Annotated in this window: 15 protein-coding genes; 12 read left to right on the forward strand and 3 right to left on the reverse strand. The window is 36.5% G+C overall.

The genetic code is table 11. The features are described 5' to 3' along the window. On the forward strand, positions 1-885 hold an 885-nt coding region (locus V7083_RS21130), incomplete at its 5' end, for an AarF/UbiB family protein (protein ID WP_335481707.1). Between the two features lie 623 nt (positions 886-1,508). Here the strand turns inward: V7083_RS21130 and V7083_RS21135 are convergent. Next, a complete protein-coding gene (locus tag V7083_RS21135) occupies positions 1,509-3,305 on the reverse strand; it encodes a dihydroorotate dehydrogenase (RefSeq protein ID WP_335481710.1) in 1,797 nt (598 codons plus the stop codon). A 327-nt stretch (positions 3,306-3,632) separates the two neighbouring features. Here V7083_RS21135 and V7083_RS21140 point away from each other — a divergent pair, with 327 nt between their 5' ends. The 4 genes from V7083_RS21140 to V7083_RS21155 all read left to right on the forward strand — a co-directional run bounded on the left by V7083_RS21140 (position 3,633) and on the right by V7083_RS21155 (position 7,624). Further along, complete coding sequence (locus tag V7083_RS21140) at positions 3,633-4,787, forward strand: NAD(P)/FAD-dependent oxidoreductase (RefSeq protein WP_335481713.1); 1,155 nt, start codon at positions 3,633-3,635, stop codon at positions 4,785-4,787. Positions 4,788-4,803: 16 nt separating this feature from the next. Continuing rightward, positions 4,804-5,721: an RNA polymerase sigma-70 factor gene (locus V7083_RS21145; RefSeq protein WP_335481716.1), complete on the forward strand. Its 918-nt coding sequence runs from the start codon at positions 4,804-4,806 to the stop codon at positions 5,719-5,721. A gap of 201 nt (positions 5,722-5,922) precedes the next feature. Further along, the gene (locus V7083_RS21150; RefSeq protein ID WP_335481720.1) at positions 5,923-6,570 is read left to right on the forward strand and encodes a hypothetical protein; all 648 of its coding nucleotides are present in this window, start codon (positions 5,923-5,925) and stop codon (positions 6,568-6,570) included. Between the two features lie 220 nt (positions 6,571-6,790). Continuing rightward, positions 6,791-7,624 (forward strand): SPL family radical SAM protein, encoded by an 834-nt coding sequence (locus tag V7083_RS21155; protein WP_335481723.1) that lies wholly within the window; start codon positions 6,791-6,793, stop codon positions 7,622-7,624. 92 nt (positions 7,625-7,716) lie between these two features. Here V7083_RS21155 and V7083_RS21160 read toward each other — a convergent pair whose 3' ends face one another. Next, complete coding sequence (locus tag V7083_RS21160) at positions 7,717-8,310, reverse strand: hypothetical protein (protein ID WP_335481726.1); 594 nt, start codon at positions 8,308-8,310, stop codon at positions 7,717-7,719. A gap of 145 nt (positions 8,311-8,455) precedes the next feature. Then, positions 8,456-9,076, reverse strand: a complete 621-nt coding sequence (locus tag V7083_RS21165; protein WP_335481729.1) for an NAD(P)-dependent oxidoreductase — start codon at positions 9,074-9,076, stop codon at positions 8,456-8,458. A gap of 208 nt (positions 9,077-9,284) precedes the next feature. Between V7083_RS21165 and V7083_RS21170 the strand changes: the two genes are divergently transcribed. The 7 genes from V7083_RS21170 to V7083_RS21200 form a co-directional block, all read left to right on the forward strand. Next, positions 9,285-10,133 (forward strand): Cof-type HAD-IIB family hydrolase, encoded by an 849-nt coding sequence (locus V7083_RS21170; protein ID WP_335481732.1) that lies wholly within the window; start codon positions 9,285-9,287, stop codon positions 10,131-10,133. Positions 10,134-10,169: 36 nt separating this feature from the next. After that, a complete protein-coding gene (locus tag V7083_RS21175; protein WP_335481735.1) occupies positions 10,170-10,700 on the forward strand; it encodes a dihydrofolate reductase family protein in 531 nt (176 codons plus the stop codon). Positions 10,701-10,903: 203 nt separating this feature from the next. After that, complete coding sequence (locus V7083_RS21180) at positions 10,904-12,877, forward strand: acetate--CoA ligase (RefSeq protein ID WP_335481738.1); 1,974 nt, start codon at positions 10,904-10,906, stop codon at positions 12,875-12,877. Between the two features lie 155 nt (positions 12,878-13,032). Next, positions 13,033-13,515, forward strand: coding sequence for a YsnF/AvaK domain-containing protein (locus tag V7083_RS21185; RefSeq protein WP_335481740.1), 483 nt, complete (start codon positions 13,033-13,035; stop codon positions 13,513-13,515). 69 nt (positions 13,516-13,584) lie between these two features. Further along, on the forward strand, positions 13,585-13,998 hold the full coding sequence (locus V7083_RS21190; protein WP_335481742.1) for a YsnF/AvaK domain-containing protein: 414 nt from the start codon (positions 13,585-13,587) through the stop codon (positions 13,996-13,998). Positions 13,999-14,248: 250 nt separating this feature from the next. Further along, positions 14,249-14,629, forward strand: a complete 381-nt coding sequence (locus V7083_RS21195; RefSeq protein WP_335481744.1) for a hypothetical protein — start codon at positions 14,249-14,251, stop codon at positions 14,627-14,629. Next, on the forward strand, positions 14,619-15,087 hold a 469-nt coding region (locus V7083_RS21200; RefSeq protein WP_335481746.1), incomplete at its 3' end, for an aminodeoxychorismate lyase. The genes V7083_RS21195 and V7083_RS21200, both read left to right, overlap by 11 nt.

A 15,087-nucleotide genomic window follows, 5' to 3' on the forward strand; every position in this document is an offset into this window, starting at 1 on the left:
GCCTTGGACAAAAATAAAGTAAGTGGCGAGGAAATGGCCCAACTTTTACTAAAAGTATTTTTCCCACAATGGTTAGAGCCAGGTATGTTCCATGCAGACCCACACCCCGGTAATGTTTTAGTTTCAAAGGAGGGAAAAATCATTCTGCTTGATTTCGGAATGATCGGGGAGATTACCAAAAAGGATGCAGCTTATTTTCAAGGTTTAATTGAAAGTTTTCTTTCAAAAAATTACTCTAAATCTGTAGATTGCCTTTTTCAATTAGGATTCTTGCTTCCGGATGCTGATCCAAGAATGATTGAAAGGCTTTTGGCTGAATTTGCTGGTTTCCAGCCTTCCCAACTAAAAGAAATGGACCTGTTAGCATTAAAAATGGAGATGAACGATATGATAAAGGCATTGCCCATTCAAGTTCCGACAAGATTTGTCTTTTTAGGGCGTTCATTTGTTACCGTTGAAGGGATTATTCGAAATTTGATCCCTGAAAAAGAACTCGTGGAATTGGCCAAGCCTGTATTTATGGAATGGATGAACAAACAGGGAAACCATAAATGGTCTTTTGTATGGCAATGGATCCAATCTCGACCGGTTTTCAAAATTTTCCATTCTATCACTGAATTCCTTCAGGCACCTCAGAAAATGGAACAATTAAAAGAAATAGAACAAAGGAGACTTTTTCAATTTACGATTTTTGAAAATCAAAAAAAGCAATGTTTTCAATTGACTTTACTTGGGTTCATAGGAGTTGCAGCAGGGTTCTATACTTCTCAGTCCCTTATTTGGAAAATTTCCGTTGGCATAACATCTATTGCTATCTGTGGCTATTTCATTTGCAGCTATAAATTGAAAAAGTGGATGAAATATATGCCGGAACGACCTAGATGATCATAGGCAAAAACACATCTGTCAGTTCACATTTTTGACATATTATTTCAAAATCTTTATTCTAAGAATCGACAACTGTAGCCAAAAAACTCGTCCAAATTTCTCAGCTAATGATTGAAATTCATAAAACACAGAGTCATTTTGTAGAAAAAGGATTCATCGAGTCGATTTTTTTAAATTTTCTATATTTATAATGTTTGCTACAATGATAAACACAAAAGGTATATTCAATTCAGATAGCTTCGGTAGTTTACCAGCAAATAACGATGGGGTTCCGGAAAAAAACTAACCATAAATCGGATCTCCATAATCAGGAGGGCTTTTATATGGTTTTCAAAGTAAGGTTCTGGAGAATATTAACCAAAAACCAAAAGTTAAGGCTGTTAAAACAAAAAGCTCATCTCAACCATTAACTTATTATTATGATAAACCCTTGGATTTTTTAAGGAAAAGTTAAGCTTTAAGCCATAAAATACAAATATGAAATAGCAGTGCTTTTTCATATACCCCCTTTTTATAGATTTTATTAGCCCTCGGAAAATCGTTTTCAAATGAATTTTTACGAGGGCTTTTTTTTGCCATTTTATATTTCATTTTTATAAGGGAAGGTTTGAGTAATGTTCCTACCTTTTTTTCAATAAGCAGGGTGCCGTCCATAAAACCCCATTTATATAAAGTATGACTGCAATATAAGCTGGTAATAAGTGAACAAAATCGATGTATCCTATCGTAAAATGAGTAAGTAACACAGATAAAAAAGCAGGAATTGCTCCGATGAAAAAAGTCCACCATACCCAGCCATCGCCCTCACGAATTCCCCATAACGCCAGCATCAATACAAGCAAGCCTACGCATAGCAGAGCACTGCCAAATCCGGCCCGATCATGGGCAATTACCGGAATTAATCGATCATTAAATTCGTTAAGCATTTCCTGTGTAAGGCATAAAAAGCTGAGATCTGTTGGCACAAAGACACTAGATGCTCCAATCACGGAGATGACAAGCCCTCCGAAAGTTAAGGCAAAACCTAATAAGACAAAGGAAAGCTGTCCAATTAAACTCCATTTCCAGTATCGATGATTGAAAAGATTGCTGCTTATGGGGGCTCCCTCAGTTCCTTTTGATTTTGAATATCCTAAAAAAAACAACGGTAATAAAATCACCCAAAATAGGGCATGAAGCCAATCAAAATAGCCGTATCCAATAAAGAGGAAAATGCCGAGGAAACCAATTATCCCAGCATAATTTATTGCCTTTCTTGCCCAAATCAGCCTCTTCCTGACACCGTGCCATGCCAGCTGCATGTAGATAATTCCTCCAGAAATCATCGTACCGGAAAGAGTCATCCGATCATGTGCCATAAAGTATAATATGGCAGGATTGAACCTATTAATCTCACTTCTTATGATTCCTAAAAAGACTTCATCGTATGGAAGGATAACGGCTGTCATACTAAAAAACAAGGCTATGAAGCCAGCAATGGTAATGGCAAGACCAAACATCCAATACCAAAGCCATCCTGGAGATGGTACAAATTCTCTCAAAAATCTTCTACAATACGCTTCATTTATCCTTTTTGGCAAGCCTGGTCCGCTAAAGACATACTCGAAACTAAGCATGATTAGTGAAACACCTTTGTCCAATAATTTTAAAGCGTCAGCTGGCTCCTTAATTCCACCGGAAGTGATAATGGGCAGTTCAACACCAAATCTTTCCCTTATGGCATCAACCGCATTGATAATTTTATCTACAGAGTCACATTCGTCCAGTAATATTGCAGATGGATATTCGTTTACTATGTTACCCATATCAACAATGAACTCTGTTGAACAGGCAATAATGATCGGTTTCCTTATTTTTTCTTGGAATAATCTGTATGTAGTTGCCGATTCTAATGTGTGAGAATTCATAATAAATCCATCACTAAAAGGAAGGAGTTCCATGCAAATCTGTTCTATTTCTTGAAAGGTTCCTTCCACTCTTATAAAAAAGGGAACCTTCTTATTTTTAAGTGAATGCAGCTGTTTCTTTGCTATCGATAGCTTAATAGGTAATCCGTTATTCCCCCATATCAGCTCTTGTTTTGGATCAACATGAAGTTCTTCTTTTATAAAAGAACCTGAAATGGAAACAGGAACAATCTCTACAAAGCCAAATCCAAGATTTTGAAAAGCCTTTAGGCCGGATAAATTGGGGTCGATTTTTCCACTTAAACCAACTGGAGAAGCAAATGGAACACCAAAAAGCGATTTCTCTAATTGGTTGGAAGGGGCCATCTGACCTAGAAATTCTATCATCGCTTCACCGAGTGAGGACGATGCGATCATGCTCATCCCTCGGTGAATAAACTCTCTGCTAAAGGAAGGCCTCAGTCTATGTAATATTGGTTTGAATAGGGTGTGATATGACCAATCTGGCAAGTTTACTCACCTCCTAGAAAAAATACAATTAGTCATTACCAGTATATTACTATAATTCAAAATGAAGTTCAGCAACAATTCCCAAGTAATTTTAAAGGTGACCTACCTCCCAAATAAGGTTTATTTACAATTACTGGTTGTTGTAATGTGGAATATTACAATTAAGCTAGTTTACTGCAGAGGAAATAAAGATGCTATTTTAATTGTTAATCCTTTAATGTTCGCAGAACTTTATTTATTTCTAAAATTAATTAATTATGTTTACTGTGTCACAAATTTCCTCCTTTCATCGTCCTGTGTGTAAACGATGAAAAGGGGAGCATAAAAATGGAAAATTTAAAAACAATTGTTGTGGTAGGTGGGGGTTACGCTGGAATAAATCTTTTAGAAGCACTAAAGAAAGAGTTTCATAGCGAGATAAAGGATAAAATCAGAATCATCCTAATTGATAAAAATACATTCCATTTTAAAAAGGTAAAATTATTTAAGGGGATAGTGAATGAAAATACCTCCGATTTACACGTTCCTTTAAAGGATTTCTGCCGCTTAGATATTGATTTTATTCAAGGCGAAGCAACTGCAATAGCTCCTGAAAAGAAAACCATCCAAATTACTGGGGAATGTGGCACAATATTTCAGCAAGAATACGACAAGTTAGTATTAGCCCTAGGGAGTGTATCGAGAGAAGTAGCTTCAGATTGTGGTGGCATAGCACTTACTAGTTTGGATAAAGCAAAAGAGATTAGACAGCAGATTTTAAAAAAGGGTAATTCCCCCAAGAGTACTTTTCGATTAGCGATAGTGGGTGGTGGGATTACCGGTATTGAAACCGCAACAGAAGTGAATTCATGGCTCAAAAATGAAGTAGTAAAAGGGAACAAGAGTATTGAAGTTTTTCTAATTAACGATAAACAAAGATTGTTGCATGAAGCTCCAATTAAAATAAGTGAACGAATAGAAACCAGGCTTAAAAGACATGGAATAAAAACATTGCAAAATAAAAAGGTAGAAAAATTCCATGACAATAAAGTTTATTTCTCTGACCAGTCTGAACTAGAAGTGGATTTTTGCATCTGGACTGTAGGGTTAAAGCCTCATCCATGTCTACTGAAATTGGAGATCCCTATAACTGAGGAAGGTAAAATAAAAGTGGATTCCTGGTATCGCGTTGAAGAAATGGATAATATTTATGCTATTGGGGACTGCGTCCATGTGTCTGACCCCATAAGTGGATCGATATCGGGGATGAGCTGTAAAGAAGCGATTGCTCAGGCACAACGACTTGCTAAAATTATGAAGGCACATAGGATGGGATATTCAGCCATCACTCATCGAACTTACCCGGATTTACTTTGTATCGGGTTGGGTCCTAAAGATGGTTTTGTTTGGACACAAAAATGGGGAGTGGATTTTGTCCTTTCTGGAAAAATAGCAGAAAAAATCAGAGAGTATACCTGGAATTTGGCAAGTTTAAATTACTGAAAATAGGGGGGAATGTATGGAGTTACAGGAACTTTATTCTCAGTATCACCCACTGCTATTTTCTATAGCATATCGGATGCTTGGGACGGTTTCAGAAGCAGAAGATATTGTTCAAGATGTGTATGTACTGGCTAGTGAAAAATCACTGGAACATATAGAAAATAAAAAGGCTTATCTCTGTAAAATGGTGACAAACAAATGTATCGATCATTTAAAATCAGCCAGTTACAAGCGTGAAGTCTATATGGGTCCATGGCTCCCTGAGCCGTTAATTCTTAACGAAAACGACCCTATCTCTAAGGTTATGAACGGCGAAGCGGTATCTTTTGCCTTTCTGTTGCTGCTTGAAAACCTTAACCCCATTGAACGGGCTGTTTTCATCCTCAGGGAAGTGCTAGAGTATGATTATCTGGCCATTTCACAAATATTAAATCGCAGTGAAGCCAATTGCCGAAAAATATTAAGCCGTGTAAAAAATAAATTCCCGCTCATAAAAAAAGAATCAGATAGTACACATGTTCCACGAAATAATGAAATCGTTCAAACATTTGTATTAGCACTACATCAGGGAAACACTCAGAAAATCGAAGAGTTATTGCATAAAGATGTCACACTTTATTCCGACGGCGGCGGAAAAGTATATGCTGCCTTGAAACCAATCCAGTCTAAAAATCTTGTCCTTCGTTTTATTGCGAATTTATTAGCACAAAATCAAACTGCTGCTGTGCCGGCTATAGTAAAATTAATCAATATCAATGGTGAAATTGGACTCCATGTTTTAGGAGTTGATAATATCAAAACCGTTTTTAGTTTTCACGTCAAAAATAATCAAATAGCCGATATCTATATTGTACGAAATCCAGAAAAGCTAAAGCATGCGGTTCTGAATGAATGGAAAAATCCAGAAAACCCAAATTTTAGATTTGATATTTAAATGATCAATAAATGAATTGAAAATCCCAACCTATTTAATTAGAGAGGGATTTTTTTATGATTTAATATTTAAAACTAATATAGTTATACATTCGTAATAAACGTAACATATTTGTAACATTAAGTTTGAGGAACGAGGTTTATTTGGTGTATAATCTTATTGTGGCAAATTCTACCAATTAAATAAAAGGGGGGCCAGGGTATGAATAAGAAAGTTATCAAAATTGCTTCAAGGCTGGCTATACTTGTATTTTTATCACTTAGTATTTTATCAGGCTGCTCAAAAGAAACAGGTAGTGCGGTCGATAAGCAGTCAGAACGCAAAAAGGAAAACAAACAGGAGCAACAAGTCGTATCAAAGCAACCGAAAATACAAGAAACCGCTCAGACCGAATCTACTACTATAGAACCGAAAAACACCCAAGGTAACACTGAACTAGTTCAACAAAATCAACCTCAAGAAAATACTGAACTTACAGGACTTAGAATCTTAGATGAAAACGGAGTCTTATATGCAACTGTCTTTGTACCAAAAAGTTGGAATGCACATCTAAAATCCTATCATAATGAAGTTGACTTAGCATTTAATCAGGACATTTATATCAAGAAAGATGGAATTGATTATTTTATTGGTAGAGTATTGATTAGCGACAAATCAAGAGAAAACTATTTCAAAGACGGTCCATTTACTTTATTAAAAGAAGTAAAGGGAAAACTACTTTATAGCCAATTCCCGTCAGAAATCTCTCAACAAATTAGAGATTTAGACGATGAGGCAGTGATAAATTATTTTGTAGAGGTAGAAAAGCAATTGGAAAAAAACTTGCCAGATATGCAGTATGAAGAATAGTTGAAGTGAAAGAGAGTAGGTGTAACTCAGAAAGGATTGCAGCGCAATCCTTTTTTTAATAAATTAAAGAGGATGGGATAGATTTGACGCAATTACTCATTCTCAAACCTTTGTAGAATGTAAATTAGTCTATCAAGAAAATCGATTAAAGGAAGCCATTTTGATATAAAGTTTCTGGAAATCTATATTTATTCAATAAAACAATAAAGGAGCGATGCCAATGGAAATGGAAATAAAAGAAGTATTATCCAAAAAAGTTCTAACCGAAGCACAGGGGTATTTGGATATTGGTTTTACCCATTCTCTAAATCCGTATAGTGGTTGTGCATTCTCCTGTAAATATTGTTATGTAAGGGAAATGCCTATTCAAAGATTTAAAGGGATTCCATGGGGACAATGGCTGGACATAAAAGTTAACGCAGCAGAAAATTATCGAAAAGAAATCTTGAGACTTCGTAAAAAAAACAATCCCGTGAATATATTCATGTCTTCAGCCACCGATCCTTACCAACCAATCGAACGTAAGTCAAACATTTCAAGAGGTATATTAGAAGAAATGCTTGAACATCCGCCTGATTTTCTTCAACTTCAAACTAGAAGCCCGCTTGTTACAAGGGATATTGATTTGTTAGTAAAATTAAAAGAAAAATCTAATGTTCTAGTATCTTTGACAGTTGAAACTGATAGAGACGATATTAGACGGATTTTTGCTCCATATGCTCCAGGAATTAACATGCGTTTAAACGCTTTAAAAGAGATTCATGATGCAGGCATCTCCACCCAAGCCTCCATTTCACCAACTTTACCTTTTACTCCTGAATTTCCAAACGTATTGAAGGGAATTACAGACCATATCTGGATTGATACTTTAAACATTGGGGATGGGGCAATGGGTAAACGGTCGGACAGATTAGGAATGCCTAAATTGTTTGAAGAAAACGGACTATCCGAGTGGTATCAAAAAGATATTCATATAAGGGTAGAAAAGTATTTTAAGAAATTTTTTCCCGATGATATGGTTCGAGTTTCTAAACAGGAAGCCTTTTTAAAATAAAGGCTCTGTTAAATAATATGTTGATTTTATGCCTACGATAAGAGTTTAAATTTTAAGGGGATTTATAACCCAATCCCCATAAAAAAGTAACATTATAGTTTATTTACTGTATAACAAATGAAAACCATTGGTTCCTCAAAAGTCCCTGGTTTAAAATAGGATTCGCCAAAAGATATTTTTCCGATTATAAGGTCTTTATATTTTGGAAGTAATCTTGTGAAACTAAGGTTAGGAAATCTTGATGTAGTTAATTTAAATTCTTCAAATATATTTTCTAACGCACTGTAATCTAAATTACTTTTTGAACAGAATAAAATCGCATCCCAAATGATTTCTACATCATTTACCGTTTTAAATTCTTTAACGTAGACATTATTGTTGTTTGGAAACGAAATCCAACCAGCTTTTGACTGTTTCTTTTCAAAGATAATTCTTTGAATTTTTGTCAAACTATCCATATAGTCTCTGCAATCATTAAAGCAATATATTTTATAGTCATTTTCGAACAGCCAATAAATAAATTTAGGTATAGAAATTGTATTATTTTGACTTACTTCAACGATATATCTATTTATCTTTGATATTTGTAATTTAAATTTTGGTTCTTCAGAATCGATATGATTCCCATTTTCATCAAACCAGCTAAACTCTTCAACGGCAGCCGATTCGTGTTTTTCTAAAAACATTTTTGGGATACCCCCTTTGTCTTGGAACTGCATCAGAGACAAAACTCGAGTGCACATCACGAAAACTGTCCTTCATCGAGGTCATGAAGAACAAAACTCGAGAACGCCACATGTAAACTGTCCTTAATAGATGTGAAATAATAAATCAGTAAGCTATACCCACTCGAGTTTTTATGAAAGTGTGACTATTCATTTGGCTATAGGTAAACCAAGCCGTATCCTGGACGGATATTTCAGAACCGCCTTCAGGCAAATAATCCCGTTCCACACGGTATGTACCCAAAGCTTGACCATCAGGCAAATACGTAGGACATACAATTGTCCAATCAAGTGTGGACTGTTTAAGTACCTCAAAAACCCTTTGATGTTCCTCAGCTGCTCTTATTGATTTACGCTTTGATTCACTTGATTGGTACCGCAGGATATTTGGAGTGATTCGGCTTTGCAAAATACCAGCAGTACCCACAGTTATGATTCTTTTTATAGCTGCACTTTCCATCGCTTGGACAATTAACTGAATACTTTCTGATAGGGTCGATGTACCGTCTGTATTTAATGCACTAAACACTACATCAACCCCTGACATCGCCTGAACCAAATCATCTATGTGTAAAACATTTCCTTGTAGAATAGTTAGATTTTCATTATTTATTTGAATCTTCTCTGGTGAACGTACTAATACCGTAACGTGATGTTTGTCATGAAGGGCATACGAAAGAATATGGCTTCCCACTCTACCTGTTGCCCCTAAAAGTAATATATTCAAATAGCGAACCTCCTTTTATACCTATAAATTATACACAAAAGCTAAGGGAAGAAAATGGTGGTCGATAAGTTTGTACCTGTGCACTCTGAATGGTATAGTAAACCTTAATATAATATAAAACATAAATGGACCGTTAAAGCGGTTCTTTTTGTTGCTAGTAAAAATGATTTCCGAATGCAACGGTAAAGAATTTATAGAGGTGAAGAATATGAAACTAATCGCAATTGATTTGGATGGCACTTTACTGTCCTCCAATAATGAAATTTCTACAGAAAATATTGAGGCACTTCGCGAAGCACAAAACCAAGGGAATATTGTGATGATTTGCTCTGGTCGCGCACCGGAAGATATTCAGCAAATCATGCAAAAATACGATTTTTCCTGTCCATTGGCAGGAAGTAACGGAACGGTTATTCAAGCTGACGGAAAGCTGTTAGATAGTATTTCAATGAATAAAGAAGACGTTATAAAAGTTGCTGAGAAACTAGATGACCATAGAGTTCCTTATCGGGTCTATACCAATCATGGAATTTATGTACCGGGTGATTGGACGGAACGAATTTCAGAGAATAAAGAAAAGATTAATGTTGAAGGGTTAACGGATGACATGTATCGAAGGATGACAGAACAACCACAGAAATCCAATCTCATTAAGAATTTTGCAAACTACATGGACTTATTTAATGAGAGTGATTTAACTGTTCAAAAATTCTTTATTCTCACAGTCAATACCGACATCAAATCGAAATTAGCTTCTATTTTTGGCAGAATACCAAACATTGTCACGACTACCTCAGGCCCTTGGAATCTCGAGGTAATGGATCAAGACGGAAATAAAGGATACGCCCTTAAAAAGATGGCAGAATATTTTAGTATTCCTCTGGAGGATACCGTAGCAATGGGGGACAACTTTAACGACGCCCCGATGCTTCAGGTTGCCGGGCTTTCCATAGCAATGGGCAATGCAGATCCTCAAGTAAAAGAAATGTCCGATCGAGTCACGCTTTCAAATGATGAAAATGGCGTAGCGCATGCAATCGAGACATATATTGAATAAATAATTATTTGTGTTGGAGTATGGGAGGAGTAAGGAATGAAAAATCAACGGAAACTCATATTGTTCATTGCTCAAAGCCTTGATGGATACATCGCAACAAAAGAAGATTCTTTAGAATGGTTATTTAAAGTAGAAGGTGAAGGAGATAATGGCTATTCGGAATTTTATGAAACCATAGACACCGTTATGATGGGCAAAAGAACATATGATTGGATTGTCAAGAACTTAGAGGGTCCATTTCCTTATCAAAACAAGGCTTGCTACGTATTTACTAGATCCCCATTAGAAGACACGAAAGATGTAAAATTTGTTAATGAAGATATCGTTACCTTTACGAATGCCTTAAAAAATCAGGATGGAAAAAATATTTGGATCGTTGGCGGAGGAGAACTATTACATACTTTTTTCAAAGAAAAATTAATAGATGAACTCATTGTGACCATTGCACCAACCATTATTGGAGAGGGAATTCCTTTGTTTAAAGCAGGGGATTATCAACTAGAACTTTTTTTAAAAGGAACTAAAACCTTCAATCAATTTGTTGAACTGCATTACATAGTAAAATAATGATCTGATGACCCATAAGAGGTTTTGGTAAAAATATCTCTTATGGGTTATTGAAAATTCAGAATTTTTGTGTTATTCTCTTTCCTGATAGGATGAAAGCTTATTTGTATTGAATTTTTTAAAAGCGCTTTCATTATCTTCATGAAACTTAGATATCTACATGACGGAGGTTGTACCATTTTTACTTAACAAGGGGGATTCATATGGATGTTAGTGGAATTTTAAAGGTAGTTTCAGAAAGTAAGCTTGTTATTCCTAATGAAGAAAAACAAACTAATACCTCTATTGGAAGCAGTGAAGCATTCCAAAACCTTCTTCAACAATCCCAACAAGATCCCGAAGCCTTTTGGAACGATGTCGCGAATGAACTATTTTGGTTTGAGCCTTGGACAAAAACAATGAGTGGTAATTTACCAGATTTTCGTTTTTTCGAAGGTGGGATTAGCAACCCTTGTGTAAACTTGCTTGACCGTCATGTGGAGAATGGAGCAGGAAATCGAACGGCCCTAATTTGGGAAGGAGAAAATGGGGATACGAAGTTTTTTACATATACCATGTTATTAGCCGAAGTGAATCGATTCTCCAATGTTCTCCGTTCCTTCGGTGTGAAAAAAGGAGATTGCGTGGCCATTTTCCTTCCAAATTTATCGGAAGCCATTATTGCTGTGCTGGCATGCTTTCGAATTGGAGCGATTTACAATACCGTTTTTTCAGGGTACTCCGAAAAGTCCTTGAAAGATCGACTCATCAATTTTGAGCCAAAGATTATTGTGACAGCCGACGCCACTACACGAAGGGGTAACAGAGTAAACCTGAAGGAAAAAGTGGATAAAGTCATTCCAGATATTCCATCCATTGAAGCTGTGATTGTCGTCAACCGTTTAAATACAGAAATCACGATGACCAAGGGACGGGATTATTGGTGGGAGGATCTGACGAGAAAGGCTAGTATTCACTGTGAACCAGAAAAGCTTGAAGCCAATGAATATGGAATTGTATTTTATACGAGCGGCACAACAGGCAAGCCGAAGGGTGTTGTTCACTCCGGGATGGCCTTCGTAGTCCAAAATTACATCTACAGCAAATATCATATGGATCATCATGAAGACGATGTTTTCTGGTGTACAGCAGATATTGGTTGGCTGACGATGCATATTTGGGGCATTGCAGGAGCACTTTCTAATGGAGTTACAACTATTATCTATGAAGGAGCTATAGACTTTCCAACCAAAGACAGATTTTATCAAGTAATTGAGAAGTATCGTGTCAATAAGTTGTTTACCGCCCCAACCGCTCTACGGATGTTAAAGAGTCTGGGATCAGAAAAAGTGGATCTATTTGATTTATCCTGCCTGGATGTTATTTCCTTAGTGGGTGAACCGTTTGACCCGGAATCATGGCAATGGACGTATGAAGTTTTGGGCAAGAAAAAAATCTGTGTCAATAATACCTGGGGGCAGACGGAAACTGCCGGATGTCCAATTGCCGGTGCAGCATGGTTAACTCCAATGAAGCCTGGATCAGCCGGTATACAATTTTTAGGGGCAGACATCGCTGTGGTGGATGAAGCAGGAAATCCAGTTAAACCGGGGACACTAGGAAATTTGGTCATTCGAAAACCATTCCCGATGCTCTGCCGGACTCTTTGGAAAGAACCGGAACGATATCTTTCCTCTTATTTTAGCCAAGTGGAAGGAAGCTATTTCGCCAGTGATTTAGCCTTAATTGATGAGGATGGCTATGTGTGGGTGGTAGGCCGTTCTGATGATGCCTTTAATGTGGCAGGGCATCGCTTAAGTACAATGGAAATGGAAAGTGCTGTACTTGAATGTGAAGGTGTTGCAGAGGCTGCTGTCATTGGTGTCCCAGATGAAATCAAAGGGGAGGTGCCGCTCGTATTTGTTCGGGTGAATGATCTTTCCCAAGGAACTGAAGATTTAAAAGAAAAAATAAAAGATCGGATTACTGAGCAAATTGGGAAAATCGCCCTTCCCAAAACGATCATTTTTGCAGAAGCATTGCCAAAAACCGTAAGCGGAAAAATCATGAGGCGCTTACTAAAAGAAATATTTGTAACAGGTAAGGTTTCAGGTGACATAACAGGCCTTGAAGATCCGGCAACAGTCGCACAAATTCAGACGATTATGAATGAAAAGTCAACGATCAAGGGCATTTAACTTCAGTTTTTCAAGCTTAAACGTCACAGTATTAACATGGTTCATTGCTATTATAAGTATTCGATCTATCCTTTAACAATTATTGAAAGAATAAATATCCCTTGTACGTAAAATGATAAAAAGGCAAGTTTATTTTAAAATAAAGGGGGATATTTATGGCTGACTTTTTAGGTTTATTTAGTGATGACAAAACTCAAGAAAATACTACGGATACAAACACACAAGAAAATCAATCCAACGGCACATTAAAACTTCATAAAGAAGAGTTAGATATTACAAAAAATAATATCGATGCAGGAGAAGTGGTTCTTTCCAAAGATGTTGTCGAAGAACAAAAAACCGTTGATGTTCCTGTCATGCATGAAGAAGTAGTGATTAAGAGAACCCCAATTAATAACGAACGAAGTGATGGATCCATCAGCTCCGAGGAAACGATTCATATTCCAGTAACCCAAGAACAAGTTGAGGTAAATAAATACACGGTTACAACTGAAGAGATTTCCGCATCTAAACGTCAAGTTCAGGAAAATCAGCAAGTGCAAGAAACACTAAAACATGAAGAGGCACACGTTAATACAACTGGAAGTGTAGATTTAATAACTGATGGTACAGGTTTTGACGATTTAAATAATAAGTAAACCAAAAAACACCTTTTCATAACCAAGTGAAAAGGTGTTTTCACTATTATTATTATGGGGGTGTTAAAGTTGCCAGAAGAGCAGAATATTCCACTCGATCCTCCAGAAGAATTGACGCTTGAATTACATAAGGAGGAATTACAGGTAAGCAAAAAAATAATTGAAACAGGTAAAGTTAATATTTATAAGAACACTTATACCGAAGAAAGGCAAATATTGATTCCCGTCATCCATGAAGAGCTAATTATTGAGAAAAAGATCATAAATTCCGATAATACCGTCGATCCAAAAGTTGAAACAATACGCATTCCTTTAACGGAAGAGCGAATTGAGATAACAAAGCACCCAATCGTCCTAGAGAATGTCGAAATAGACAAGAAAAAAATAATAGAACACTTCCATCTAGATGAATTGTTAAAAGAGGAAAAGCTTCGTATTGACACCGTTGGAGATATAACCCTGACGATGGATCAGGACCTTTAGGTGATATCAAGAAAGAAAATTTTTTTCATTAACAGGTGACATTGCCTTTACAAACTGATATATTTCGCTCAATCCTTCAGAAAATGCTGCGCAATGCAGCATTTTTTTTTGATATTTATTTTCCTTTAGTGGCTCATTATGTAAAATCTATCCGACTTTTGATGCGTTTATAAATTTAGGAGTCGAAAAATATTAAAATGGCGGGTATAATATAGACTTGTGATAAATAGAAAAGTAGGAGGGACTACTAATGGAATGGACATTAGCCCTTTTGTTTGGGGTATCAATTTTGTTGCTAATGATTTCTATCATAAAATCGCGTCAAGCTGCCAATAAAAATCAACGGGAAATTGACACGGTTCATGTCGAAGTGATGAAAGAAATTAACAACATGCAAGACTCCATTCGAAACATTGAATTGGATATGGAAATTGTCAGCAATGCAGCTGGAGTTCAGCTAACAACGGATGAAATTATTTTAAGACGTGAAGTATTAGACTTATACAAGCGTCAATACTCCTTGGACAGCATTGCTGAGAAAAAACAGATTACAGAAAGCGAAGTCAAAGAAATACTTGCTGGGTACCTTACATCAACTGTTGAAGGGGGCAAAGTCGCCCATGAAGCATAACCTATTGACCAGCTTTGCAGCAGGGATCCTTCTATCAACAAGTATTACCGGAGCTGTTTATTTTTTTGGCGATCACGATACCACTAAAGAGTCTGTCAAAACATCCGAAAGCCAAACAAAAGTCCAAGCTCAGCCAACTGAGGAAGATATGAAAAATAAGCTTGTATCCGCTGGTTATATTGTTCAAACAAAAGCAGATTATGACAAAAAAATAGAAGAAACGAAAGCAGCAGCCCAAAAATCGTCGGGGAACCAAGCTGCTAATGTCTCTCAAGTGGTGATTTCGGTTACTGATGGGATGACTAGTATAGATGTCGGAAGGATCCTTGTAACTGCAAAAATTATCCCAGATGCGTACAATTTCTCTAAGGATATCGAAAACAGAGGCCTTTCAAACAAATTACGCCCTGGAATCTATGTCATAGATAATAAAATGCCATTAGACCAAATTATTAATA

This window comes from Bacillus sp. JJ1764, assembly GCF_036962145.1.
Lineage (GTDB): Bacteria > Bacillota > Bacilli > Bacillales > Cytobacillaceae > Neobacillus.

What these genes read in the sequence shown, in the direction of transcription:
- V7083_RS21140 (WP_335481713.1), top strand. Translation starts at nt 3,633, where the DNA reads ATGGAAAATTTAAAAACAATTGTTGTGGTAGGTGGGGGTTACGCTGGA.
- V7083_RS21145 (WP_335481716.1), top strand. Translation starts at nt 4,804, where the DNA reads ATGGAGTTACAGGAACTTTATTCTCAGTATCACCCACTGCTATTTTCT.
- V7083_RS21150 (WP_335481720.1), top strand. Translation starts at nt 5,923, where the DNA reads ATGAATAAGAAAGTTATCAAAATTGCTTCAAGGCTGGCTATACTTGTA.
- V7083_RS21155 (WP_335481723.1), top strand. Translation starts at nt 6,791, where the DNA reads ATGGAAATGGAAATAAAAGAAGTATTATCCAAAAAAGTTCTAACCGAA.
- V7083_RS21160 (WP_335481726.1), bottom strand. Translation starts at nt 8,310, where the DNA reads ATGTTTTTAGAAAAACACGAATCGGCTGCCGTTGAAGAGTTTAGCTGG.
- V7083_RS21170 (WP_335481732.1), top strand. Translation starts at nt 9,285, where the DNA reads ATGAAACTAATCGCAATTGATTTGGATGGCACTTTACTGTCCTCCAAT.
- V7083_RS21175 (WP_335481735.1), top strand. Translation starts at nt 10,170, where the DNA reads ATGAAAAATCAACGGAAACTCATATTGTTCATTGCTCAAAGCCTTGAT.
- V7083_RS21180 (WP_335481738.1), top strand. Translation starts at nt 10,904, where the DNA reads ATGGATGTTAGTGGAATTTTAAAGGTAGTTTCAGAAAGTAAGCTTGTT.
- V7083_RS21185 (WP_335481740.1), top strand. Translation starts at nt 13,033, where the DNA reads ATGGCTGACTTTTTAGGTTTATTTAGTGATGACAAAACTCAAGAAAAT.
- V7083_RS21195 (WP_335481744.1), top strand. Translation starts at nt 14,249, where the DNA reads ATGGAATGGACATTAGCCCTTTTGTTTGGGGTATCAATTTTGTTGCTA.